Source organism: Colwellia sp. SU-HH01172 (assembly GCF_057553355.1).
The window spans coordinates 145,840-170,282 of record NZ_BAAJMB010000005.1 but is presented as its reverse complement, the minus strand read 5'-3'; the positions used below and the strand labels follow the sequence as shown (position 1 = coordinate 170,282).

Genomic DNA, 24,443 nt, shown 5'->3' with positions numbered 1-24,443 from the left:
TGACTAACGAAGCTGTTAAAAGGAACGTAACTAAACGCTTGTTAATATATCGTATTGCTGAATAAAGTAGGGACTTCAGCTAACACTACAAAATCGTTTTTAAAACAAAAGTTTTTCATTATTTGAATTTTTCCTAGTTATTTTTGGTGATCTGCATATAAAAAGTAACTGATATCATGAAAAAATGATTACATTGCTTTTGCTGTTTCATCTTGCCATAGGTGCTTTTCACGATATGAGTCAACTAGCACCTAAACAATGTTAGAAGACTAATTTGATGATGTGGGGTACTCGATAAAGTCAAATTGACTTGCTTGTGCTCTAGACCAAACTGGGGAATGTTTTGCGATTATAGCCAACCAATGTCAAAGCAAATATTTCAGATCACTTTCAAATCGTTTGGCGATAAATTTCACACAGATTAATAAACACTGACTTTTGTTAGACTATTTTTTACTCATAGAATCGGGCATCTTTACGGCGATTACTGTGCCTTTTGCACAAATAACATCCACTGCAGATAACGTGATTTCAACAACAACTTTCTTTTCTTTAATTTCAGTAAAAGTGCCAATAAGTTCAAGCTCTACACCTAGCGGCGTGGGAGCTAAATAACTAACATTCAGCGCCGCAGTAACAAAGCGAAGCGCTGCGCCCGAGCCCATTGGACGTTGCGCTTGACGATATGCCATCGCCGCCGCACTGCCCGTGCCATGGCAATCAATAAGCGATGCTATCAGCCCGCCATAAACAAAGCCTGGAATAGCGGTATGACACTGCAAAGGCATAAAGTGAGCAATAGTTTTTTCGGCTGTTTGCTCTGTCAGTTGTTCTTGCTCAGTATGCCAATAACTTTTTAGTTGATGACCATCAATATTATTTTTGCCACAGCCATAACAATGGCTAAGGTCATCTGGATAACAATCTTGAAAAGCGACTCTGCTCACGAATAATTCCCTATCTAATGTATATTTTTTGAAATGACCACTATTCTTTGAAAATCTAACCTATAACTCTTTGATCATCAATCACTTTACCGTCATCCAACAAGCTACCGACGCTAACAAACTCAACGCTACCATTGAGCCTAGTTAATTTTTTTAAATTATCAGCAAGCTCAGTTAACAGTAGTTCAACATTATTTTCAGCGCAGTTTTCTCTATCGAATTCACATTGCAGATGCATTTTATCTTGGTGTTCATGCTGAGTTACCGTTAAGCGCGCTTTCGGAAAATAATTTGTTGTCAGTCGTACACGTTCGATTTGTTCAGGATGAATAAACATACCTTTAACTTTGGTGGTTTGATCAGCACGACCTAGCCAGCCCTTAATGCGCATATTTGTTCGACCACAAGCACTTTCTCCTAGCTTAATTGCCGATAAATCGCCGGTAGCAAAGCGAATTAATGGGTAGTCTTTATTAAAGCTAGTAACAACCACTTCACCAATTTCGCCATCAGCCACTGGCGCTAAACTGCCAGGGCGAACTATTTCAACAATTAAGTCTTCGGCGATAATTAAACCATCATCAGCAATACTTTCATATCCAATCAAGCCAATATCAGCCGTAGCATAAGCTTGCAAAACATGAATACCAGCATCAGTAAATTCTTCACGCAGTGCAGGGGGCAATGCTTCACCAGTGACTAAAGCCTTTTTAACACTACTAATGTCACGGCCTTGCTGTTGTGCTTTGCTCAGTAAAATATTGAGAAAAGAAGGTGTACCGCAATAACCTTGTGGCTTTAAATCCTCTATGATGTCTAGTTGCTGCTCGGTTTGCCCTGGCCCTGCGGGAATTACCGTACAACCACAGGCTCTAGCACCAGAATCAAGAATAAAGCCACCTGGGGTTAAATGATACGACAAACAGTTTTGCACTAAATCACCTGCTCTAAAACCCGCGGCATAAAAAGCTTGGCCCATACGCCACCAGTCTTGCTGGCAATTTTCAGGATCATAAATCGGCCCTGGTGATTGGAATATTCGACTAACAGTGCCATTAGCTGTATTTACACCCGCTAGTGGTGGCTGCTGTTTTTGTAAGCGCATTAAATCTGACTTTCGAGTGATCGGCAGCTTTGCCAGTTGCCCACGAGAAGTGACATTCTCTGCATCAACACTCGCCAATAGTTCTTGGTAATAACTCGATTGTTGCTTAACCAATGCAACAAACTCAGGTAATTGGGAAAATAACGTTTGCTCTCGAACAGTTGCGGCAATATTCTCTTTTTGGTGATAAAAATGTGTCATAGTGGCTCAATAAATTTGCTAACAATTACAGTAAAAACGGACTGGCTTCTATGGAATACAAGGGTTACAACCAACGCTTACGGCGTTTGTATGACTTCAAACCTTTAAAGCTTTTTCGCTCTTCATTACCACCACCTAAGTAGAATTCTTTTACATCTTCATTACTCATCAGCTGCTCTTGCGTACCATCTAGGACAATTTTTCCTGACTCCATGATGTAACCATAATTTGCTGCCCGCAGCGCATAGTTCGCATTCTGCTCAACTAGCAGCATAGTAATGCCTTGGTCGATGTTAATTTTTTTAATAATGCCAAACACTTCTTTTACCAATAAAGGCGATAATCCCATTGACGGTTCATCAAGACAAATCATTTTCGGTCGTGCCATTAATGCTCGGCCAATCGCTAACATTTGTTGTTCACCACCCGATAAATAGCCCGCTAAACCAGTGCGCTCTTTCAGCCTTGGAAAGTAGTGATAAACCATTTCAATATCTTGATTTATTTGTGAATCTTTACGGGTAAACGCCCCTAATTTAAGATTCTCTAGCGAAGTCATATCTTCAACAATACGACGCCCTTCCATGACTTGAAATAGCCCGCTACGAACCACGTCCTCTGCATTTTTACTATCAATTCTTTCGCCCATAAAGGTGATATCACCTTTGGTTACTTCACCATTTTCAGTTTTCAATAGGCCTGATATTGCTTTTAGCGTAGTCGACTTACCCGCACCGTTGGGACCTAATAAAGTAACAACTTCACCATCAGGTACATCTAAACTCACACCTCGAAGTACTTGAATAACCTCATCGTAAACAACTTCAATATTATTCACCGTTAATATTGGTGATGCTGGTTGTAGTTTTGCAGCCGCTTGTGACATACATACTCCGTATAAATAATGTTTTACTGATAAACTTTGTTAATTAATAGCTGAGCAAAGCCATTACTTTGCTCAACAAAATAGCCTTTATGACAAGGTGTAAATTAGTAGCCTAACCAGTCATCACGACGATCTAGGGTTACTTGTGATACTTTTTCTACCGCGATATCACCACCGTTATAGTTACCTTTATAAATATTCACTTGATTGATGCCACGATGATCGTCATTGCTCCAATTAGCCGCTAAACAAACACCTTCAAGCCCTGCTGGTACCCAGTTATCACGGGCATACATGCCTTTTTTGATATTTTCACCGCTAATACCACCATTATCTTTAGCCCACTCCATTGCTTCTTTCATAAAGAAAGTTGAACAAACGCCACGAATGTAATGATGCACACGTTGCTCTTGGCCTGATTTATCTGACTGTTTAGAAATTTCTCTAACCAGCTTCATGCCAGGCACTTGATCAGTCCAAAACGGTGTCATCGTTGGGAAAACATAGTCTTTAATGCCTTCGCCAGCAGCACTAAATATTTTCTTATCACCGCCCCAAATATTTGACATAAACTGAATGTCGGTACCTACGGTATTACAAGATTTCACCAGTGAAAGTACTGAGCCACCTAAGTTACCGATGTAGCCGTAATTTGATCCTGAGCTCTTTAAACTTAAACATTGCGCTTTGAAGTCACCGGGTTTCATGGAAATAACCACTGATGGCTGAACGTCAAAACCTAGCTCGGTTGCATATTCAGCACAGGCAGCTTTTGGTGCATTAGGGAAAGGGTGATTAGCACCAATATGGGTGAATTTAGGCTTACCTTTTCCGCCTTTTTCTTGCCAGTCTTTTGCCGCCCATTGCACTAATCCACGACAAGAGTCAGAGTACGAAGCGCCATAGAAAAAGTTATAAGGTGCAGGCTTTTTAGTGTGCGGGTTTTTGCCAGTAGGGTCGGTTAAATGGCCTGAGTATGACGCTGAAAAAACCGGCGTTTTATCTCTCGCGACAAATGAAATTAGTGCTTCAGTATCAGCGGTTCCCCATCCTTGCATTGCTACCATTTTTTTACGTGAGTGCCATTTTTTATATGAGGCTATGGCTTGGGGTACTTTGTAGGCATAGTCAATTGTTTCATACTCTAATTTTGTGCCTTTAATGCCACCATTGGCGTTAATATAGGCAAGCGAATCTCGCACACCGTCGGCATAGTTTTTACCGACAAAGGCAGTTGGACCCGACATATCGGCTAAGTGGCCAACAAATACTGAATCTTCGGCGAAAGCTTGGCTGCTCATTCCCAAAGCACAGCATACGAATAGAGAACTTAATTTTGCTTTATCTTGCATGACTATTTCCTTCTTCTTTTAAATGGCTATATTGCCAATGACTTGTTGTATTAATATTTGTACTGATTTTGTTATTTTAATTTTTTAGCTTTTGGAGCCTACTAATAAGAAAACGGGTAGAACTTCCAATAGTTTTTAATTTGTCCCCAGCGATGTGCCATGCCTTCTGGCTCAAAAATAAGGAATAGAATAATCACTAACCCTATCGCCATCTCTTTGATGTAAGCTAAGCCGTCAACCACCATAGGAATATTGCCCCACTCGGTCATTTTCATTAGGCCAACGCCACCCTCCAGCGCTTCTGGTAGAAAGACCATAAACACCACGCCCATTAAGGTGCCTTTAATTGAACCTAGGCCACCGATGATGATCATGGCGAGAAACTGAATTGACATGAACAGCGTGAAACCTTCAGCCGATACGTAACCTAAATAATGCGCGTATAACGCCCCGCCAATACCGGCATAAAATGAAGAAACACCAAACGACAACAAGCGATATTTGTTGAGCTTAATGCCCATAATTTCAGCGGAAAGGTAATGGTCGCGAACAGCAATAAAGGCTCGCCCTTCACGACTTCGCATTAAATTACAACCCCAGATGTACATAAACACTAAGGCAAAAAGTGCGATATAAAAGAAGCTTTCGTCGGTATCAAATGCAAAACCAAATAAGCTAATTGGGTCAGCAGAAGAACCTGCTGAGCCGCCTGAGAACCACTCAGCACGAGCAAAAAAGTCTTCTAAAATAAACTGTGCCGCCAACGTTGCTATGGCTAAATACAAACCTTTGATTCTGGACGCTGGCAAGCCAAACATCATACCAACGGCCATGGTTAGAAAACCGGCAAGTGGGATACAAAGAAACACCGGAATACCAAATGAGATATTCAGCCATGCCGAGGCAAACGCACCAAAGCCAAAAAATGCACCATGACCTAATGAGATTTGCCCGGTATAGCCGACGAGGATATTTAAACCTAAGGCAGCAATACCTAAATAAGATATTTGAATAAATAAAGTTAAATAATATGCATCGACCAAATACGGTGCTGCACACAATAATGCGATCGCGATAATGGCAAAATGTTTAATGGTTTTTGTTTCAAAAATAGTATTATCTTGTTTATAGCTAGTGCGAAAATCACCGCACGGTCGCATCGTTAAACTCGACATAATAAACTCCTAAAATTCAATATTGTTCGCTGTTAATTGGCGCTACGTTAGCTGTTGCAGCGCCTTATAAGTTCGTAAAATGGCGAACCTTTAAATTCGTTCGATATCTTTAGTGCCGAATAAACCGTAAGGCTTAAACCAAAGAATAATCAGCAGTACATAAAATGGTGCGATGTCATACATGTTGCCAATTTGCAGGTATTGGCTATCAAAAAACTCGGCAACGTTCTCTAAAACACCGATGATCAAACCACCAACAATTGCTCCAACAATGGAATCTAAACCACCTAAAATAACCGCTGGAAAGACTTTAATGCCCATCATTGACAGTGAATTTGATACCCCACTGACCATAGCGATAACCACACCTGCGGTTGCCGAAACGGTTGCCGCTATGCCCCAACTCATGGCAAAAACTTGTTTTACTGAAATACCTAAACTTTGCGCAATTTGTTGGTCGAACGCCGTGGCACGCATCGCTAAGCCATATTTGGAGTGTTTAAAAAATAGGTAGAATGCCACCATAATAATTAAGGCGATAACGGTACTCATTAAGTAAGCAGCTTCAATATTTAAGCCCATAATTTGAATACTTTCGGTTTCAAATACTTTCGGATAACTTTGTGCTGAAACACCAAATATCCACTTCATCAATGCTTGGAAAAATATCGACAAACCTATCGTGACCATGATCACAGAAATAATCGGTTCACCTATCATCGGCCTAAGCACAATCATTTGTATCAAAATGCCAAAAACCGCCATAAACACCATGGTGAGCAGAAAACCTACGACAAAAGGTAACTCTAAATACACCAGCACAGCCCAACAAATCCAAGCACCTACTAGTAAGAATTCACCTTGAGCAAAGTTAACTATTTGTGTTGATTTATAAACCAAAACAAAACACATTCCGACCACGCCATAAAGCAAGCCAACAATTAGGCCATTAACGATAAGCTGGATTAACAATTCGAAATTCATGATGCTCTCCGTTCAATATTTGTTTGCTCAAAAGCATTTGATGGTTGACTAGGCAATAGTGATTTCACCTGAAGTTGCGTTTGAATACGGGTTTTAGTGCCGTCTTGGAAAACTACAACGGTGTCAATATCAACAAGGTCTTTGTCGTCATAAATTGATGAAATAATATCGCCATACTTATCGGCAATAACGCCACGACGAACCTTACGCGTGCGGGTTAATTCACCGTCATCAGCATCAAGTTCTTTATAAAGTAATAAGAACTTATGAATTTTCTGGGCTTCAGGTAGTGACTCATTCACGCGTGATATTTCTTCACTTAGCTTTTGATAAACTTCTGGCAAGGTAGATAAATTGGTGTAATTGGTAAATGCGTAGCCATTTTGCTCAGCCCACTTAGCCACTATGCTAAAACGAATACAAATAATGGCAGAAAGGTAAGGTTTGTCTTTGCCTAAAATAACCGCTTCACCAATAAACGAAGAAAACTTCAGTTTGTTTTCAATATACTGTGGCGAATACTGTGCGCCATTACTGGTACAGGCAAGATCCTTGATTCGATCAATAACCACTAAATGACCAGAAGGTTTAAAATAACCGGCATCACCGGTTTGCATCCAGCCATCAACCACATCTTCGTCGTAGGCTTGTTGATTATTTAAATAACCGGTAAACATACCGACAGTTTTCGAGATAATTTCACCAACACCGGCTTCATCGGTATTAATCACTTTCACTTGTGCGTTATCAAAAGCAACGCCAACACTGTCGTAGTCAACATCATCTTCTTGGTGAATAGTATAAGCACCACACATTTCTGTTTGACCGTAAAGCTGACGTAAAGGCACACCTATGGTTTGGAAGAACCTAAAAGTATCTGGCCCCATGGCGGCACCACCGGTTGCTGCAGACTTTAAAAATGAAAAACCTAAACGGTCACGCAATGCTTTCATCAGCAACACTTCCGCTAACCAAGATTTTTTACCTTCGGCCTGGCTCGCTTCAGCCAGTTTCATCGCATAATTAAAGAGCTTTCTTTTTAGCGGTGTTGAGTCCATCATCCGTGCTTGAACATCGGCTAAAATGCCTTCCCAAACTCGCGGTGCTAATAACACAAAGCTTGGCCCGATCTCACGAAGATCTGACATCAAGGTTTCTTGCTCTTCAACAAAGTTGACAATTTGACGAGCAATTAACGCTTGGCCAACCGCATAAACTTGTTCCATGATCCAAGGTAGCGGCAAAACAGAAACATAGTTATCACCTGCATTACGAGGATCGGCCCTCAAATAGGAACTACAATGTTTAACGAAATTACCGCCATTAAGTAGCGCTATTTTTGGTTTAGAAGTAGTGCCCGAAGTAGTACAATAAATGGAGATATCATCCGGTGTAGTAGCATCAAGTAATTGCTGGTAATGCTTTGGATTGGCCTTGTCAATTTCTTGCCCAAGCTTATAAAGTACATTGACGTCAACCAAGCGCGAGTCGTTATATTTACGCATGCCTCTTGGGTCGCAATAAACAATAAATTTTACTTTTGGAATGTCATCGCCAAGTTCAAGCAACTTATCGCATTGTTCTTCGTTTTCAGCAATCACTACAGTGGCGCCGCTACTATCTAGTAGATAAACCACTTCTTCATGCATTGAGTCTTGATAAATGCCTAACGAATAGCAACGCATGGCATGAGCAGCAACTTCACCCCAAACCCATTCCGGTCGATTATCACCCAGTAAGGCGACAGCGTCACCTTTGGTTATGCCCATATCTAATAAGGCGAGCGCCAACCATTTAACGCGGTTGTTGTAGTCGTGCCAAGTGAACTCATTCCAAATACCAAACTCTTTCTCGCGCATGGCAACATCATCAGGCCAATTTTCGGCATTATGCTGTAATATTTTAGGGAAAGTATTTAACTGCCCCATCTCAAAATCATTTTGCTGCTGATTATTGTGTTGAATGTGCTGAGTCATTAGCTCACCTCCTCTAATTTCACTTGAGATGTTTCAGCTTCATCAGCGTCTTCTTCAAGTCCTAAGTAAGCACGTTTAACATAAGGGTCGGCCATCACTTCATCAGGTAAACCTGAAATAAGTTTCTTACCAAAATCAAGCACCATCACCTCATGAGAAATATCCATCACCACACCCATGTCGTGTTCAATCATCACCACGGTAATGCCAAACTCTTCATTTAAATCCAGGATGTATCTGGCCATATCCTCTTTTTCTTCCAAATTCATGCCGGCCATAGGTTCATCAAGTAAAATGAGTTTCGGGTTTAGTGCCATGGCTCGAGCTAATTCAACACGCTTACGCAAACCGTATGACAAGGTGCCAGCAACTGATTTTCGAATATGGGAAATTTCAAGAAAGTCGATAACTTCTTCAACTTTGCGGCGATGGGCTAACTCTTCTTTTTGTGCGCCAGATGCCCAATATAATGGCCCTGTAAGCCAGTTATTTTTTAATAGGTGGTGGCGGCCAACCATAATGTTATCTAACACTGACATGTGACCGAACAAGGCTAAGTTTTGAAAAGTACGACCCATACCAAGGTCTGCACGATCATTAGGGCGTAAATGTGTCACGTCCTTACCGTCAAAAGAAATTTTGCCGCTATTTGGACGGTAGCGACCAGAAATGCAGTTGAGCATTGAGGTTTTACCAGCGCCATTTGGGCCGATAATGGAAAAAACTGAGCCTTTTTTGACTGAAAAGCTAACGTCGGTTAACGCTTTAACGCCACCGAAAGCCAATGATATTTGCTCTATATTGAGTATTGACGTTGTCATACTCAACCTCCTAAATTCGAATGGGAATAAAAATTCTAAAACTCATGCTTTGAAAAAAGAGAGGGGAGCAAGCCCCCTCCCAAAAACGTAACAACGATTGGGAAAGTTACGTAAATTTCAAAATTAAAGGACACTAAGGGTTTACAACATGTATCTCATGGTTGCCTGCACGTAGTTCGAGTCTTTATCTAACTCATCAATTGAAAAGTTACCCACTTCGATACCGACAGCCAGTTCTTTGGTTAGGTTTTGAAATAGGTTAACGCCCCATTGTGTGCGTTCTCGGTCAGATACATCACCTTCAACTTTGCCGTACAAAACAGTCGAACGAAGGGATTCATTCCAAAAATGACGATAAGCGACAAGTACAGAAGTCAAATCTTCCACCTCTTCGCCATAAAGATCTTTCACAGCGGCTACACCAACGTAGCGTCCTAGTTCGCCTTTATGAATTTGGAAGCGAATATCATCTTTACCGCCGGTTTTAATGCGACCAGCAATTGAGGCGCCAAATGCCGACTCGCTATTGCCTAGTGTTGTATTTAATTGACGTGCCAAACCAGAAACTGAAACACTGCCCCAGTCGCCTTTAACGTTATAACGTGCAACAACATCAGGCACACTATCGTTAGCCGTGTCGCCGCCCCAGCTTTCTGGGTTTTCTAGTGCAACTTGAAAATTACCGATGTTGTAACGCACTTGGCCTTGACGGATAAACACTAAGCCGGTTGTGGCACCAGCAAAGTCGGCAGATTCTGGAATTGCACTGGTATTCATAAAAGTTGACCAGGTTTGACCAACGGTTAAATCTTTATATTTTACAAAGGCATGACGAATACGAGGATGTGCTGAGTTGGAAACAATTTCGTTACCGCCGCCACCCCAAAAGTCCATTTCAATAAAGCCGATAACATCGCCGTGAACATACTTAGTATTAAAACGAGTTTCATTAGCAAAAATTTTAAATTGTGATGCATCTTCTGCTAGTGCTGCGCCATCTCCAATCCAAAAATCACGATAAGCCACATCACCATCAACATAACGGGCATCAATTTTAATGTAACCACCAAAGGTTAGTTTATCATTATCTGTTAAGTCGATTTCGTAGCCTGCAAACGCCGAAGTTGTCGCTGCCATTAACGAAGATGCAAAAAATACTTTTTTATAATTTGAATTGAACATCTAGCTATTTCCCCTGTGTGTTTTGTTTGATTAATACTAAGCAAGTCGAAAAAATCGACAATTGGCAATAAGACTTAGCACCTTGCGCTTAGTCCTTTAGTCTTAAGTGATGCACTATGGCTTGTCGGGAAAATTAGCAACCGCTAATATAGGGAAAATTTACGATTTAAAACATCAAGATAAGGGTGATATGTTTTCGAATTGGTTATTGGTAAGTGTTAGTATTGGCTATATAAGTTTGCTATTTCTTATCGCTTACTTGGGCGGGAAACATCGCCATAAATTAGTCGAAAAACAGCATGCTATTATTTATGCGCTTTCATTAGGGGTTTATTGTACTTCTTGGGGATTTCTAGGTACGTCAGCACAAGCAGCCAATAATTCTTTTACTTATATTTCGGTATATTTAGCGCCCATTTTATTGTTTATTTTTGCTTGGCCGTTTATCCAACGCATTATCAAAACCAGTTTAAAATTAAAAATAACCTCCATTGCCGACTTACTTTCTGCTCGCTTTGGCAAATCACAAAGTTTAGCGCTCATTGTCACCTTAGTTGCCTTAATAGGTACGCTGCCCTATATTGCCTTGCAACTTAAAGCCATTGTTTACTCGTATAAAATACTCCAGCAAAATCAAGACTTCCCGATATGGCAGTTAGGGTTAATCGTTAGCTGCATATTGGCAGGCTTTACTATTATTTTTGGCATTAGAACCATAGATGTTACTGAACGTCACCCAGGTGTGATGATAGCTATCGCCTTTGAATCTGTGGTTAAGTTGATTGCTTTTTTATTAGTTGGGGTCTTTGTTTCTTTCGTTATTTATGACTCGCCGATAGATATCTGGCAGCAATCACAAAACCAACTCACCATTGCACAACAGTTTGAAAGCGAAAACTTAATTGGTATGGTTGGTTTACTGATCATAGTCATGTCAGCGTTTCTTTGTTTACCGCGTCAATTTCAGGTGATGTTTGTTGAGATCAAAGAACAAAAAAACAGTAATATTGCACGTTGGCTTTTACCACTTTATATTCTAGTTTTCGCTTTTTTTGCTGGCCCTATCGGCCTAGCAGGTACATTAAACTATGGCCAATCTTTAGAGTCTGATGCCTATGTTTTGTTTCTCCCTGCTTATAATGGCCAAGTATGGCTGTCACTTTTTGCCTTTCTTGGCGCTGTTTCGGCAGCAAGTTCGATGGTCATAGTTTCAACAATTGCCTTGAGTACCATGTTAAGTAATGAAATTGTTTTTCCTTTAATGTTTAAATTAGCACCAAGAAAGCATCATGATTTTTTGCATTTTCAATCTCGGCTACTTTTGATCCGTAAAGCCTTAGTAGTGGCCGTGATCACCTTAAGCTATGGCATGTTATTGCTGTCACCACCCGATACCTTAGCATCATTAGGTGAAGTTGCTTTCGGTGCCATCGCCCAAATTGGCCCTGCCTTAGTTGCTGCCTTTTTCTGGCGACGTGCAACGCAAAAAGGCGTACTTTGGGGCATTGGTAGTGGCTTTTCAATTTGGGCATTATTTAATTTATTGCCTCAGTTGGGCTTTTATCCACACCCATTAGCAGATACCCGTTGGCCAGAAACCACCATAGTTACGCTGTTTGGTCTCTGTATTAATATTTTGGTGTTATACATAGTTTCTTTGCTGACACGACAAAGCATTCGTGAAGAAATGCAAAGTAAGTTCTTTTACAAGAAAGATACAAATCTTCAATCTCATTTACCAAAACAACCGAAAATTTATTTTCGCGAATTAGAATATCTAGTTGCTCGATTTATCGGGCAAGAAAAAGCAACTGAGTGCTTTAGCGAGTTTAATAGCATTCATAAAAACAAAAAGCATAAAACCTATAATGAAGCTTTGCTGTTTCATGCCGAAAATACACTGGCTAGCGTTATGGGATCGGCATCGGCAAAGTTGGTAATTTCTTTCGCTTTAGGCGGGCGAGATATTGCCTTTGATCAAGTAGCGAAAATAGTTGAAGACAATTCAACACAGCAACTTGAGTTTAGTCGTTCGGTATTACAAGGCGCGATAGAAAATACCAGTGAAGGTATTTCTGTAATTGACGGTAACCTTAACTTAGTAGCATGGAATAAACAGTATTTAGACATTTTTAATTACCCGAAAGACTTTATTTATATTGGCTGCCCAATAAGCCAATTAATTCGCTATAACCTTGGTAATCAAAAGCGTTATATTCATGATGTTGAAGCTCAGGTTGAAAAGCGTTTGCAATACATAAGGCAAGGTAGCAAGCATAAGTCAGAGCGAACCTTACCAAACGGCAAAATTATTCATATTGAGGGTAATCCAATACCGGGTGGAGGTTTTGTCATGATATTTTCCGATATTACAGAGTTCCGTCGGGCGGAAAGCTATTTAAAAGAGGAAAATACTGACCTTGAAAGTCGTGTTCTTGAGCGTACCAAAGAGTTAGAACAAGCCAATTTAGAGCTGGAAAAAGCGAACCAAAATCTCGCTAATGCACAGCTTAAGGCCGAGCAAGCACATTTAAAAAAGAGTCAATATTTACGTGCCTGCAGCCATGATTTATTGCAACCACTTTCTGCTGCTCGCTTATTCTCCTCAGCCGTTAGTTTAAGTTCAAAAGTGTCAGAACACGAACGCAGTCAAATAAAGCAAATTGATAATTCGCTTGAAATTGCCAATAATTTACTGCTCGATTTAAATGAAATAGCCCGTATTGAAAGCGGTAATATTAGTCCTGACATTTCCGCTATTCCGGTAGCACGATTATTCGATATGTTGCAGTCAGAATTCTCGGCACTGACAAACGATTATCAGGTCGAATTTCATTGCCAAACAAGCAAATTATTTATCAAAAGTGACCTAACTTTACTCGCTAGGATAGTGCAAAACTTTCTTAGCAATGCTTTTCGCTACGCCAGCCACGGCAAAGTATTACTAGGCTGCCGTCGTAGAGGCCAAAATCTATGCATACAAGTTATCGATAATGGGCCTGGGATCCCAGAAGATAAGCAACAGCAAGTATTTGAGCAATTTACTCAGCTACCAACAAAATTAGTGGGACCAAAAGGCCTAGGACTCGGCCTCAACATTGCGCAAAGCTTAGCAAATATCCTTCATCATGACCTTGATTTAACCTCTAAAGCTGGCTGTGGCTGTTTATTTAGTGTCGAAGTCCCTATTACCACTAAGCCAAAACAAATGCAGCCACGTCCGATGAAAGCCAGTGCGACTTTACAGGGCGTTGGCGTTCTTTGTATTGATAATGAGCTGGATGTTATTTCAGGCATGAATGAACTTTTATCAGCCTGGAAGTGTCGAGTTTTCACCGCAAGCAACGCACAGCAAGCGCTTAACATTTATCAAGCGCATGAAGAAGAGATTGATATTTTATTAGTAGATTATCAACTGGTTGAAGAGAAACGGCTTAGCGCTCAAGTTAAAACTAATGCGCAAACCACTACGGATTATCTAAGCGTTCACAATAACCATGACACTTTTTCCGCGTGTGAAGACAACATCAACGGTATTGAGCTGATCAATTCTTTACGAGCAAAAAGTCACTATCCGTTGCCGGCCATTTTAATTACCGCAACAACCGATGAGTCAGTGCAAGTGCAAGCACAACAAGCAGATATTGGCTATTTAAGAAAAATAATAAAACCGCTGGCATTACGGGCTTTAATGAGTTCACTGTTAACCAAGCAGTTAGAGCAAAACTATATTTCTGATAGTTTTCAATAATAAACTAGCACCAAGTCAATCAACTCACTAACTTGCTGTAAAGACATGATATTGCTATGAGGTAAAAGAAGCATTGGCCATTTGGCGTTCATTTAACAGGATGACCGCCTGAGTGCGACTTTTAACACCTAATTTTAAGAATATAGTACTAGCATGACTTTTAATTGTTGATTCCGATAAACCTAATTCGTAGGCTATTTGTTTATTGAGTAATCCATCGGCAAACATTAATAATATTTTATGCTGTTGAGGCGTTAACGTCGCTAACTTATCTTCTTGCTCGAGTATTTCATCATCGGGATTATAGCTGCCCTCCGGTGTCCACAACTCGCCTTTAATCACATCATTAATCGCTTTAATCATTTCCGGTACGGGTGTCGATTTTGGAATAAAGCCAGCGGCACCAATGTTCATCGCTTTGCCTATGGTATCGGGGTCTTCAAAGCCCGAAATCACAACCACGCCTATCTCTGGGTATAGATGTCGAAGATTACTTAAGGTGTTAAAGCCGTGAGCACCGGGAATATCAAGGTCGAGCAAAATTAGATCGATATCAGAAATATTCGCCAGCTTTTCTTCTAATTGCGGGATGGTTTCCGCTTCAAGTAAGTGTGAGCACACGAAACTAGACTTCAGCATTAATGATAACGCTTGCCTAAACAGCGGATGATCATCAGCAATAATGATCTTAGTATTTGATGTCATTTTATTTTCTAACCTAATGATCTTTTAGTTTCAAGCAAGCGATTATGCTAGCTGCTTTTAACAAGATACCGTAACAATATTATAGAAAACTTCAATGACAATTGTGACAGACTAGACTAAAGGACTAGGCCAACAAAAAATAAGCTGTTATGAATAAAGAAAACTCGCTAATGTTAACTATTAATAAACTTACCCGACAACGCCAAAGCACTGCGATTGTGCAAAACGCTGTGACACTGAGCGAGAATAGATAAAGCAATAGACTCGGGGAGCTCTCCTCCGATATCTAAACCGACAGGGCCATTAACTAAGCGTGATAACCAGGCTCTATCATCGATATGACTAAGCACTTCAACATTACTTCGCCTTTCAAGTGGCCCAAGTAAGCCAATATACTTAGCCTGATTAGTTGAATGTAATAACTTTAGCCAAGCAGCATCTAAGGTTAAGTTATGTGTCATCAAAACGGCGGCATCTAGTTGCTGAAATAACTTTACCTGCTCGGCATGCTCAGGCTTGAAAAAATCATCAGGATGAACTCGAAAAATATCAGATGCTTGTTTAAAGACACTATGACGAGCATAACTGGAACGATGGTCAACAACAGTGACACGCCAGCCAAGCTGTGCCGCCATAGAGACCAAAGGAATAACATCTGAGCCACCACCAAACAGCCATAAATTAAATGGTGCAGAAATTTTGCTCAGCGATAACTCACCCGCTTCAACAATTGTATTACTATGCTGTTTATTCAATGCCACAGTTCGAGTTAACTGCTCATTGTCAAAACCTTGGCTATGCGGGCTCGTAGTAACTAATAACTGACCTTTACTATCAAACAAAGTTAATGTATTTAATTGTTTAACCTTGCCATCTGACACTTTATAGATGTGCTGTAGGTAACTGGCAACGCCACTTTGCAAACGCTGAAATAATTGTGCAAGCAAAGAGTTATGCTCAGCCGATAAATACTGTAATAAAATACCTATTTTACCTTTACAGCCTACTCCCAGCTCCGCAGCATAGCCATCTTCTTCACGCATGTCATATTCAACATAATATGCCTGTTTATTATCGAAGACTTTCTTAGCGTGGAGAATAATATTGGCTTCTAAGCAACCGCCGCTAACTAAACCAAAAGACTGGCCAAGGCTATTAATTAACATAATAGCTCCCGGTGAGCGGTAACTTGAGCCCTCTTTGTTGACGATTGTCGCCATTACCCAGTCAAACTCATCACCTTGATTAAAGTAATGTTCGAGTAAAGCAAAATGGCCGTGGTTATTTAACAATGAAAACCTCTTTTAAATCTTGTAAAGGCAATATCATCATATCAAGTTACAGAAAATTTCACAGTAATAAGGGAAAGTAAACAACAGTAAAAGTCGCTTTGTTTTGTAAAATAATGCAACAAAAAAGCCACTGAAAAGTGGCTTTTTAATAGCGCTAAAACAAATTAATAATTATTTAGCGGGTTCTTCAATCGCTTCGGTTGGTTTGTTTTTTGTTAAAAACACTTCACGTAAACGCGTATCTATTTCTTGCGCTATTTCAGGGTTTTCTTTCAAGTATTTAGCTGCGTTAGCTTTACCTTGACCAATTTTATCGCCTTTATAGCTATACCAAGCACCAGCTTTTTCTACCATTTCGTTTTTAACACCTAAGTCAATTAATTCACCTAAGCTATTAATACCTTCACCGTATAAAATTTGGAACTCAACTTGTTTAAACGGAGGAGCTATTTTGTTTTTAACCACTTTCACACGGGTTTCGTTACCAACGATTTCATCACCGTTTTTAACAGCACCAATACGGCGAATGTCTAAACGTACTGAAGCATAAAACTTTAATGCGTTACCACCAGTTGTTGTTTCAGGATTACCAAACATGACACCAATTTTCATACGAATTTGGTTAATGAAAATCATCATGGTATTCGATTGTTTCAAATTACCAGTCAACTTACGCATGGCTTGTGAAAGCATACGAGCTTGTAAGCCCATGTGCGAGTCACCCATATCACCTTCAATTTCAGCTTTTGGTGTTAAGGCCGCAACCGAGTCAACAACAATCACGTCAACTGCCCCTGAGCGGGTTAACATGTCACAAATCTCAAGCGCTTGCTCACCGGTGTCCGGCTGAGAAACTAATAATTCGTTAATGTTTACACCTAGTTTTTCCGCATAAATCGGGTCAAGTGCATGCTCAGCATCAACAAAGGCACAAACTTTTCCGTTACGCTGTGCTTCGGCAATAACTTCTAGCGTTAGTGTTGTTTTACCACTTGATTCAGGGCCATAAATTTCAACGACACGACCTAAAGGTAAACCACCCGCACCTAGGGCAATGTCTAATCCTAATGAACCCGTTGAAATGGTTTCAACGTCCATGCTGCGATTATCACCCAACTTCATGATTGAACCTTTACCAAATTGACGTTCGATTTGGCTTAAGGCAGCTGATAATGCTTTTTCTTTATTGTCGCTCATTTATTGCTCCACAATGATTTAGGTGGTTAATTCGTTTTGATGAAGCAAAGTATACTGTATAGTCGTACAGTATCAAGGTTTTTATCAATTTATTTTATTTTACTTTAAAAATAAAAGTTGTCGTACTTTTTATCCATTGAAAAATAAGGAATTTAAATCGATTAGTAACTTTTAGAAATTTCAGCTAAAAAAGTTACTCTTACTGATTTTTGATGTTATACAGGTGTTTTCTTTTTCTGAATAACAGTTAAATTTATTAAAAATAGAAAGATCTGAAAGCATGCCTTATGGCATAATCTATTCACTTAATACCTTGATAAATTTATGAGTTACAGCATTTCGATGACCACAATACCGCAAGACCTCTCGGCCCACACGCCAATGATGCGTCAATACCTGACCATTAAAGCAGAATTTCCTCATATTTTGATTTTTTACCGTATGGGTGATTTTTATGAATTATTCTTTGATGATGCTAAAAAAGCAGCTGACTTATTAGATATTTCATTAACGGCGCGTGGCAAAACAGGTGGTAATGCCATTCCGATGGCCGGTGTACCTTATCATGCTGTCGAAGGTTACTTAGCTAAGCTAGTAAAATTAGGTGAGTCGGTCGCGATTTGCGAACAGATTGGCGATCCTGCGACCAGTAAAGGACCGGTTGAGCGAAAAGTTGTGCGTGTGGTAACCCCTGGCACTGTCAGTGATGAAGCACTATTGACGGACCGACAAGACAACTTAATTGTTGCCGTGCATCAATCCCCTCAAGGTTTTGGTTTAGCCTATTTAGATATGACCAGTGGCCGTTTTGTTCTAGTCGAGCCAAATACAGAAGAACAAGTACAAGCTGAGCTGCAACGATTATCACCAGCCGAATTACTGTACCCAGAATCACTTACTGCAACTAATATTATTGCCGGACGTAAAGGTTTGCGCAGACGTCCAGATTGGGAGTTTGATTTAGAAACCAGTAAAACTCTGTTAAACAAACAATTTGGCACTAAATCACTGTCAGGGTTTGGTGTTGACAATAAACCACTAGGTATTGCTGCGGCGGGTTGTTTATTTCAATACGTTAAAGACAGTCAGCGGACAGCGTTACCACATATCAGAGCAATTATCGCCGAAAGTGCTTCAAGCGCAGTGATCCTAGACGCGGCGACTCGACGAAATTTAGAGTTAACTCAAAACCTGCAAGGTGGCAGTGAAAATACCCTCGCAGCAATTCTAGATAAAGCCGCGACACCTATGGGATCTCGGTTGCTTAAGCGTTGGCTACATTTTCCGCTGCGCGATCTTACCATACTAAATAATCGCCAAGATGCCATTGCAGAGTTACTACAGCAAGATCTTAGCTTTGAACTTAATGGTAACTTAAAGCAATTTGGTGATGTTGAACGTATCGTCGCTCGCGTAGCTTTACGCTCTGCGCGCCCAAGGGACTTTGCTCGCTTACGTAATGCACTTATGCTTTTGCCAGATCTCCAAACATTAATGCAAGCAAGTTCACAAACCTACTTAAGCTCATTAGTCTCAAAATGTCAGCCACTACCCGAAGTTCAAACATTATTAGAGCGTGCAATTGTTGAGAATCCACCGGTATTAATTCGCGATGGTGGCGTTATCGCACCAGGCTACAATGACGAACTTGATGTACTTAGAGATTTAAGTGATGGTGCGACAGAATTTTTGGCACAGCTTGAAGAACGTGAAAAAGCCCGTACAGGTATTCAAACGTTAAAAGTTGGTTATAACAAGGTACATGGTTTCTACATTGAAATTAGCCGCAGTTCAGCTAACGAAGTGCCTGACGATTATATTCGCCGTCAAACGCTTAAAAACAATGAGCGCTTTATTACTAATGAATTAAAGCAACACGAAGAAAAAGTACTGTCAGCACAAAGTAGGTTTCTTGCGCTTGAAAAACGCTTGTACGAAGAATTGTTTGATAAAGTTTTACCTGAATTAGAGAGCTTACAAGTACTGGCACAAGCTTTATCTGAGCTCGATGTATTAAATACCTTTGCTGAACGTGCTGAAGCACTAAATTATGTTAAGCCTAAGTTACAAGAAGAAAGTGGTATTAACATTGAAGCTGGTCGCCATGCCGTGGTTGAGCAAATGACGGTTGAGCCTTTTATTGCAAACCCAGTGGTTCTCACTGATAGCCGAAAAATGCTGATTATTACCGGTCCAAATATGGGCGGTAAATCAACTTATATGCGCCAAACAGCACTGATTGTTTTACTTGCGCACATTGGTTGTTACGTGCCCGCAAGTGCGGCTAATATTGGCATGGTTGATAGAATATTCACCCGTATTGGCGCTTCAGATGACTTAGCCAGTGGTCGCTCAACCTTTATGGTTGAAATGACCGAAACCGCCAATATTTTACATAATGCCACCAACAAAAGCTTAGTGCTACTTGACGAAATTGGCCGCGGTACCAGCACTTATGATGGTCTATCACTGGCATGGGCTTGCGCAGAAATGTTAGCATTAAAAACTCAAGCCTTCACACTATTTGCCAGTCACTATTTTGAATTAACCTTATTAGCAGAACAAATTGATAGCTTAGCCAATGTTCATCTTGATGCTGTTGAGCATGGCGACAGCATTGTTTTTATGCATGCAGTGCAAGAAGGTGCGGCAAGTAAAAGTTTTGGCTTGCAAGTGGCACAACTGGCTGGTGTGCCAAGAACCGTTATTCAACGGGCAAAGCAACGGCTATCTGAGCTAGAAAACATGCAAGCGCCATCGATTATGAATAATGAACCACAAGCATTTGAGCAATTGTCACTCATGGATACTAGTCATCCCATTGTGGAAACCTTGAGTGCAACCGATGTAAATGATTTAAGCCCTAAAATGGCACTTGATTTACTGTATAAATTGAAAGAATTAGTTTAATTGTTGCCTTCGCTAAAACTAAAAAACCAGCATTTGCTGGTTTTTTTTATCAACGAAATAACTATTTAACTACTGTGCCTGAAATAAGGCTTCGATAGACAAGTCTTGTTGGCTCAAAATGTCACGTAATCGTTTTAACGCCTCAACTTGAATTTGACGAACACGTTCACGGGTTAAACCAATTTCAACACCAACGTCTTCTAATGTCGCCGCTTCATAGCCTAATAAACCAAAACGTCTTGCTAGTACTTCACGCTGCTTAGAATTAAGCTCGTTTAACCAGTCAACAATACTATGTTTAATATCATTAGTTTGCAATTTAGTTTCTGGGCCACCGGACTTTTCATCAGGAATAACGTCTAGTAAAACTTTTTCACCTTCACCACCAAAGGGTGAGTCAACCGAGGCAATACGTTCATTCAAACGCAACATTTTACTGACATCTTCTACTGGCACATCAAGTTCCATAGCAATGTCTTCAGCGGTCGGTTCATGATCAAGTTTTTGCACGAGTTCACGAGCGGTACGAAGATAAATATTCAGCTCTTTTACCACATGAATAGGTAACCGAATGGTGCGAGTTTGGTTCATAATAGCGCGTTCAATGGTTTGACGTATCCACCATGTCGCATAAGTAGAAAATCTAAAGCCACGCTCGGGATCAAACTTTTCTACCGCACGAATTAAGCCTAAATTTCCTTCTTCAATAAGATCTAATAAGGGTAAACCACGATTATTATAACGACGGGCAATTTTAACAACTAAACGAAGATTGCTTTCGATCATTCGTTTACGGGATGATTCGTCACCTTTTAGGGCAAGGCGAGAATAGTACACTTCTTCTTCGGCAGTTAATAATGGCGAAAATCCGATTTCACTTAAATATATTTGTGTTGCATCTAAATTAGAGGGGGTCTCTTCAGACAATGTCGCCTTAGCATTATTTGGCTTTTCTTTTTCCGCAACATCAGAACACTCTACTTGTTTTTTTATGCCCATGTTATATCTCCCGCTATTAGCAATTGCTAAATTTACTGACTAAATATTCACGTTGGCTCCAATCTATTTCTTGATAAATTTTTATTATTATTTCGGCAAATACTTCATGGGATTGACTGATTTCCCGCGAAAGCGAACTTCAAAATGAAGCATGACTCTTTCAGCGTCAGTATCACCCATTTTAGCAATCACTTGACCGGCTTTTACAACTTGCTGTTCTTTAACTAGAATGCGATCGTTATGGGCATAGGCACTAAGGTAATCGTCGTTATGTTTAACTATGACTAACTGGCCGTATCCTTGTAACGCATCACCGGCATATACTACCTTGCCATCTGCAGTTGCTTTCACCGAATCACCGCGTCGCCCCGCAATGTCGATTCCTTTATTCCCTTGTTTTGCGGTGGAAAATTTATGAATAACTTTTCCCTTCGCAGGCCACTGCCATTTTCTTATTTTTTGTGAAAACGCAGTTTTTTGTTGCTGAGCCTTCTTGCTTGTTTTTTGCTCAGTTACATTTCCACCATACTCCTGCTTTTTCTTCTGTGCAATAGGTTTTTTTATAACTTTTTGTTTTGACGAGTTAAAGCTTTTACTCTTAGCTTTATTTTTACTTGGCTGGCTAGATTTTTTACTTAAAAATAATTTTTGATTTGGGTAAATATTATAAGGAGCTTTAATATTGTTGATATTTGCTAGGGTGCGAACATCAACATCTGCACGCCATGCTATCGAATATAAAGTTTCACCTTTTTTAACTATATATTCACTCCCAGTGACACTATTTTTTATTCGTTGACTCAACGGAAGCGAGCCTTGGACATCAACAACCGGTGCGGGTTTGGTGCGACTAGAACAGCCATTTATTGCCAACATCACAATCAATATCAGTAAGTGATTAATGTTGAATAAATAGAATTTCATCCTTTTCGCCATAAAATATTATCTTCCTCTATCTTGTTGCAATATAAGCAACAACAATAATGGCAACAACCAGCCAACCTAAGACATCAACCCATTGCCTAATTTTTTTCTCCATCGGTGCTCCCCCCCAACGAATAACACCTGCGACCAAGAAGAAACGCATACCACGACCGATAGTTGACGCTAGCATAAATGGCAGAAAAGCCATATGTAAAAAACCAGCGCTAACAGTAAACAATTTATAAGGAATAGGAGAAAAGCCAGCAATAAATACCACCCAAACACCCCACTCACTAAACCATGACATGGCTTTGTCGAAGCGTGCCTGATAACCAAACTCAGTAATAAGAGGCTGTATCCAAGGTTCAAACATTAAATACCCTAATCCATAACCAACCATACCACCAATAACGGACGCTACCGTGGTTAAGGTAGCAAGTCGCCATGCTTTTTCACGTTGCGCTAACACCATAGGAGCTAACAGTACATCAGGTGGTATTGGGAAGAATACAGACTCCGCAAAGGTGAGTATTGCTAAAATTCTTGGCGCGAACTTATGTTCAGCCCACTTTAATGTCCATTCGTACAATGCAGAAAATATTTTCACAAACTATCCTAATGAACCAGGAACTAAAGGCACAAAGCGCACGGCTTCAATTTGCTGCTCTTTAAAGTCATCACCATCTCGGGTAATTAACTTTAATATTTGGCTTTGTTCGCCAACCGGTATAATCAAACGCCCCCCATCTGCCAACTGTTCAAGCAAGGCTGCTGGCACTTCTGTTGGTGCTGCGGTAACGATAATGGCCTGAAAAGGTGCTTTACTCTGCCAACCTTGCCAGCCATCTCCGTGCTTCATTGAAACGTTATGTAAATCCATGGCTCGTAATCTTCTTTTGGCTTGCCATTGCAAAGATTTAATCCGCTCAACAGAAAATACTTTGGTTGTTAATTGCGCTAGAATTGAGGTCTGATAACCAGAGCCTGTACCTATCTCTAAAATGCTTTCCGGCACACCGTCGGCGAGCAGCAGTTCTGACATTTTCGCAACAATATATGGCTGAGAAATCGTCTGCCCTTGCCCTATCGGTAATGCGGTATTGTCATATGCTTTATGCGCTAAAATTTCAGGGACAAAAATATGGCGAGGAGAACGAGCTATGGCTTGCAGTACTTGTTGATTTTGAATGCCTTCAACCAGTAACTTTTGTGCCAGTAATTCCCCACTTCGACTCGACTTACCGCCGATACTGCTGCCTACTCTGGCATTATTTCGTTGATTCATATTGAAAGTTCATTAATCCATTCTGTCATTTGTGCCATACTTTTATATGCGGTCATATCAATAGTTAGTGGCGTAATAGAGGCATAACCATTGGCAATGGCATGAAAATCTGTGCCTTCACCTGCATCAAGCTCTTGTCCTAGTGGCCCGTACCAATAAATATCACGTTGCCAAGGATCTTGCATCTTTTTCATTGTTTCCGCTTTATGACGATGTCCTAAGCGAGTCACTTTAATACCTTTTAATTCACTTAATGGCAAATCTGGTACATTAATATTAATAATTTGATCACTTGGTAACGGGTGTAATTTTAGCCGTTCAATAAACCTAGCCGTTACCACCGCCGCGGTTTGAAAATGTTGCGGGTATTTGGCCACCAATGAAACTGCGATCGCTGGCATACCTAAATGCCGTCCTTCTGTTGCAGCAGCAACCGTGCCTGAATAAATAGTGTCATCACCTAAATTAGCGCCATGATTAATACCCGCCACCACTAAATCAGGTGCAGGTTGCATTAATTGTGTCGCGCCTAAGTGCACTGAATCAGTCGGTGTACCGTTAACTGAAATAAAGCCATTATTTAACTCTTGCGCTCGTAATGGGTTGATTAGTGTTAATGAGTGACTAGCACCACTACAATTTCTATCTGGTGCGATTACCGTAACAGCATATGCTTTTACCAGCTCATCAAAAAGTACTTTTATGCCATTGGCATGAACACCGTCATCGTTGCTCAATAAAATTCTCATGT

The 24,443-nt window shown here is 40.4% G+C and carries 19 protein-coding genes; 2 read left to right on the top strand and 17 right to left on the bottom strand.

Annotation, left to right across the window (positions count from 1 at the left end):
• Nucleotides 1-446 precede the first annotated feature (446 nt).
• The 9 genes from AC27JP_RS14365 to AC27JP_RS14325 all read right to left on the bottom strand — a co-directional run bounded on the left by AC27JP_RS14365 (nt 447) and on the right by AC27JP_RS14325 (nt 10,629).
• Nucleotides 447-947: a PaaI family thioesterase gene (locus AC27JP_RS14365; RefSeq protein ID WP_487116251.1), complete on the bottom strand. Its 501-nt coding sequence runs from the start codon at nt 945-947 to the stop codon at nt 447-449.
• Nucleotides 948-1,002: 55 nt separating this feature from the next.
• Nucleotides 1,003-2,253 (bottom strand): phenylacetate--CoA ligase family protein, encoded by a 1,251-nt coding sequence (locus AC27JP_RS14360; protein WP_487116249.1) that lies wholly within the window; start codon nt 2,251-2,253, stop codon nt 1,003-1,005.
• Between the two features lie 64 nt (nt 2,254-2,317).
• A complete protein-coding gene (locus AC27JP_RS14355; RefSeq protein ID WP_487116247.1) occupies nt 2,318-3,139 on the bottom strand; it encodes an ABC transporter ATP-binding protein in 822 nt (273 codons plus the stop codon).
• A 104-nt stretch (nt 3,140-3,243) separates the two neighbouring features.
• Entirely contained in the window at nt 3,244-4,491 is a 1,248-nt protein-coding gene (locus AC27JP_RS14350) for an ABC transporter substrate-binding protein (protein WP_487116245.1), read from the bottom strand.
• A gap of 101 nt (nt 4,492-4,592) precedes the next feature.
• Nucleotides 4,593-5,666 carry a branched-chain amino acid ABC transporter permease gene (locus AC27JP_RS14345; RefSeq protein WP_487116243.1) on the bottom strand — a complete coding sequence of 358 codons (1,074 nt, stop codon included), beginning with the start codon at nt 5,664-5,666 and terminating at the stop codon, nt 4,593-4,595.
• Between the two features lie 90 nt (nt 5,667-5,756).
• Nucleotides 5,757-6,650 carry a branched-chain amino acid ABC transporter permease gene (locus tag AC27JP_RS14340; protein WP_487116241.1) on the bottom strand — a complete coding sequence of 298 codons (894 nt, stop codon included), beginning with the start codon at nt 6,648-6,650 and terminating at the stop codon, nt 5,757-5,759.
• The gene (locus AC27JP_RS14335; protein WP_487116239.1) at nt 6,647-8,626 is read right to left on the bottom strand and encodes an AMP-binding protein; all 1,980 of its coding nucleotides are present in this window, start codon (nt 8,624-8,626) and stop codon (nt 6,647-6,649) included. The genes AC27JP_RS14340 and AC27JP_RS14335 overlap by 4 nt, the downstream gene beginning before the upstream one ends.
• Complete coding sequence (locus AC27JP_RS14330; protein ID WP_487116237.1) at nt 8,626-9,447, bottom strand: ABC transporter ATP-binding protein; 822 nt, start codon at nt 9,445-9,447, stop codon at nt 8,626-8,628. The genes AC27JP_RS14335 and AC27JP_RS14330 overlap by 1 nt, the downstream gene beginning before the upstream one ends.
• Before the next feature lie 141 nt (nt 9,448-9,588).
• Nucleotides 9,589-10,629: a DcaP family trimeric outer membrane transporter gene (locus tag AC27JP_RS14325; RefSeq protein ID WP_487116235.1), complete on the bottom strand. Its 1,041-nt coding sequence runs from the start codon at nt 10,627-10,629 to the stop codon at nt 9,589-9,591.
• Nucleotides 10,630-10,819: 190 nt separating this feature from the next.
• On the opposite strand from AC27JP_RS14325, the gene AC27JP_RS14320 reads away from it, so the two are divergent.
• Complete coding sequence (locus tag AC27JP_RS14320; protein ID WP_487116537.1) at nt 10,820-14,380, top strand: hybrid sensor histidine kinase/response regulator; 3,561 nt, start codon at nt 10,820-10,822, stop codon at nt 14,378-14,380.
• Between the two features lie 54 nt (nt 14,381-14,434).
• Here the strand turns inward: AC27JP_RS14320 and AC27JP_RS14315 are convergent, their stop codons facing one another.
• The 3 genes from AC27JP_RS14315 to recA form a co-directional block, all read right to left on the bottom strand.
• Nucleotides 14,435-15,085, bottom strand: coding sequence for a response regulator transcription factor (locus AC27JP_RS14315; protein WP_487116233.1), 651 nt, complete (start codon nt 15,083-15,085; stop codon nt 14,435-14,437).
• Between the two features lie 173 nt (nt 15,086-15,258).
• Entirely contained in the window at nt 15,259-16,377 is a 1,119-nt protein-coding gene (locus AC27JP_RS14310; protein WP_487116231.1) for an XdhC family protein, read from the bottom strand.
• 171 nt (nt 16,378-16,548) lie between these two features.
• The gene (gene recA, locus AC27JP_RS14305; RefSeq protein ID WP_487116230.1) at nt 16,549-17,574 is read right to left on the bottom strand and encodes a recombinase RecA; all 1,026 of its coding nucleotides are present in this window, start codon (nt 17,572-17,574) and stop codon (nt 16,549-16,551) included.
• A 342-nt stretch (nt 17,575-17,916) separates the two neighbouring features.
• Here recA and mutS point away from each other — a divergent pair, with 342 nt between their 5' ends.
• Nucleotides 17,917-20,484 carry a DNA mismatch repair protein MutS gene (gene mutS, locus AC27JP_RS14300; RefSeq protein ID WP_487116535.1) on the top strand — a complete coding sequence of 856 codons (2,568 nt, stop codon included), beginning with the start codon at nt 17,917-17,919 and terminating at the stop codon, nt 20,482-20,484.
• Between the two features lie 69 nt (nt 20,485-20,553).
• Here mutS and rpoS read toward each other — a convergent pair whose 3' ends face one another.
• The 5 genes from rpoS to surE form a co-directional block, all read right to left on the bottom strand.
• On the bottom strand, nt 20,554-21,483 hold the full coding sequence (gene rpoS, locus AC27JP_RS14295; RefSeq protein WP_487116228.1) for an RNA polymerase sigma factor RpoS: 930 nt from the start codon (nt 21,481-21,483) through the stop codon (nt 20,554-20,556).
• Nucleotides 21,484-21,570: 87 nt separating this feature from the next.
• On the bottom strand, nt 21,571-22,419 hold the full coding sequence (locus AC27JP_RS14290; RefSeq protein ID WP_487116226.1) for a peptidoglycan DD-metalloendopeptidase family protein: 849 nt from the start codon (nt 22,417-22,419) through the stop codon (nt 21,571-21,573).
• 16 nt (nt 22,420-22,435) lie between these two features.
• Nucleotides 22,436-23,014 carry a YqaA family protein gene (locus AC27JP_RS14285; RefSeq protein WP_487116224.1) on the bottom strand — a complete coding sequence of 193 codons (579 nt, stop codon included), beginning with the start codon at nt 23,012-23,014 and terminating at the stop codon, nt 22,436-22,438.
• Between the two features lie 3 nt (nt 23,015-23,017).
• Nucleotides 23,018-23,692: a protein-L-isoaspartate(D-aspartate) O-methyltransferase gene (locus AC27JP_RS14280; RefSeq protein WP_487116222.1), complete on the bottom strand. Its 675-nt coding sequence runs from the start codon at nt 23,690-23,692 to the stop codon at nt 23,018-23,020.
• On the bottom strand, nt 23,689-24,441 hold the full coding sequence (gene surE, locus AC27JP_RS14275) for a 5'/3'-nucleotidase SurE (protein WP_487116220.1): 753 nt from the start codon (nt 24,439-24,441) through the stop codon (nt 23,689-23,691). The genes AC27JP_RS14280 and surE overlap by 4 nt, the downstream gene beginning before the upstream one ends.
• Nucleotides 24,442-24,443 lie beyond the last annotated feature (2 nt).

Coding starts and splice junctions, on each gene's coding strand:
- AC27JP_RS14360 (WP_487116249.1), bottom strand. CDS start 2,253: ATGACACATTTTTATCACCAAAAAGAGAATATTGCCGCAACTGTTCGA.
- AC27JP_RS14355 (WP_487116247.1), bottom strand. CDS start 3,139: ATGTCACAAGCGGCTGCAAAACTACAACCAGCATCACCAATATTAACG.
- AC27JP_RS14350 (WP_487116245.1), bottom strand. CDS start 4,491: ATGCAAGATAAAGCAAAATTAAGTTCTCTATTCGTATGCTGTGCTTTG.
- AC27JP_RS14345 (WP_487116243.1), bottom strand. CDS start 5,666: ATGTCGAGTTTAACGATGCGACCGTGCGGTGATTTTCGCACTAGCTAT.
- AC27JP_RS14340 (WP_487116241.1), bottom strand. CDS start 6,650: ATGAATTTCGAATTGTTAATCCAGCTTATCGTTAATGGCCTAATTGTT.
- AC27JP_RS14335 (WP_487116239.1), bottom strand. CDS start 8,626: ATGACTCAGCACATTCAACACAATAATCAGCAGCAAAATGATTTTGAG.
- AC27JP_RS14330 (WP_487116237.1), bottom strand. CDS start 9,447: ATGACAACGTCAATACTCAATATAGAGCAAATATCATTGGCTTTCGGT.
- AC27JP_RS14325 (WP_487116235.1), bottom strand. CDS start 10,629: ATGTTCAATTCAAATTATAAAAAAGTATTTTTTGCATCTTCGTTAATG.
- AC27JP_RS14320 (WP_487116537.1), top strand. CDS start 10,820: ATGTTTTCGAATTGGTTATTGGTAAGTGTTAGTATTGGCTATATAAGT.
- AC27JP_RS14315 (WP_487116233.1), bottom strand. CDS start 15,085: ATGACATCAAATACTAAGATCATTATTGCTGATGATCATCCGCTGTTT.
- recA (WP_487116230.1), bottom strand. CDS start 17,574: ATGAGCGACAATAAAGAAAAAGCATTATCAGCTGCCTTAAGCCAAATC.
- mutS (WP_487116535.1), top strand. CDS start 17,917: ATGACCACAATACCGCAAGACCTCTCGGCCCACACGCCAATGATGCGT.
- rpoS (WP_487116228.1), bottom strand. CDS start 21,483: ATGGGCATAAAAAAACAAGTAGAGTGTTCTGATGTTGCGGAAAAAGAA.
- AC27JP_RS14290 (WP_487116226.1), bottom strand. CDS start 22,419: ATGGCGAAAAGGATGAAATTCTATTTATTCAACATTAATCACTTACTG.
- AC27JP_RS14280 (WP_487116222.1), bottom strand. CDS start 23,692: ATGAATCAACGAAATAATGCCAGAGTAGGCAGCAGTATCGGCGGTAAG.
- surE (WP_487116220.1), bottom strand. CDS start 24,441: ATGAGAATTTTATTGAGCAACGATGACGGTGTTCATGCCAATGGCATA.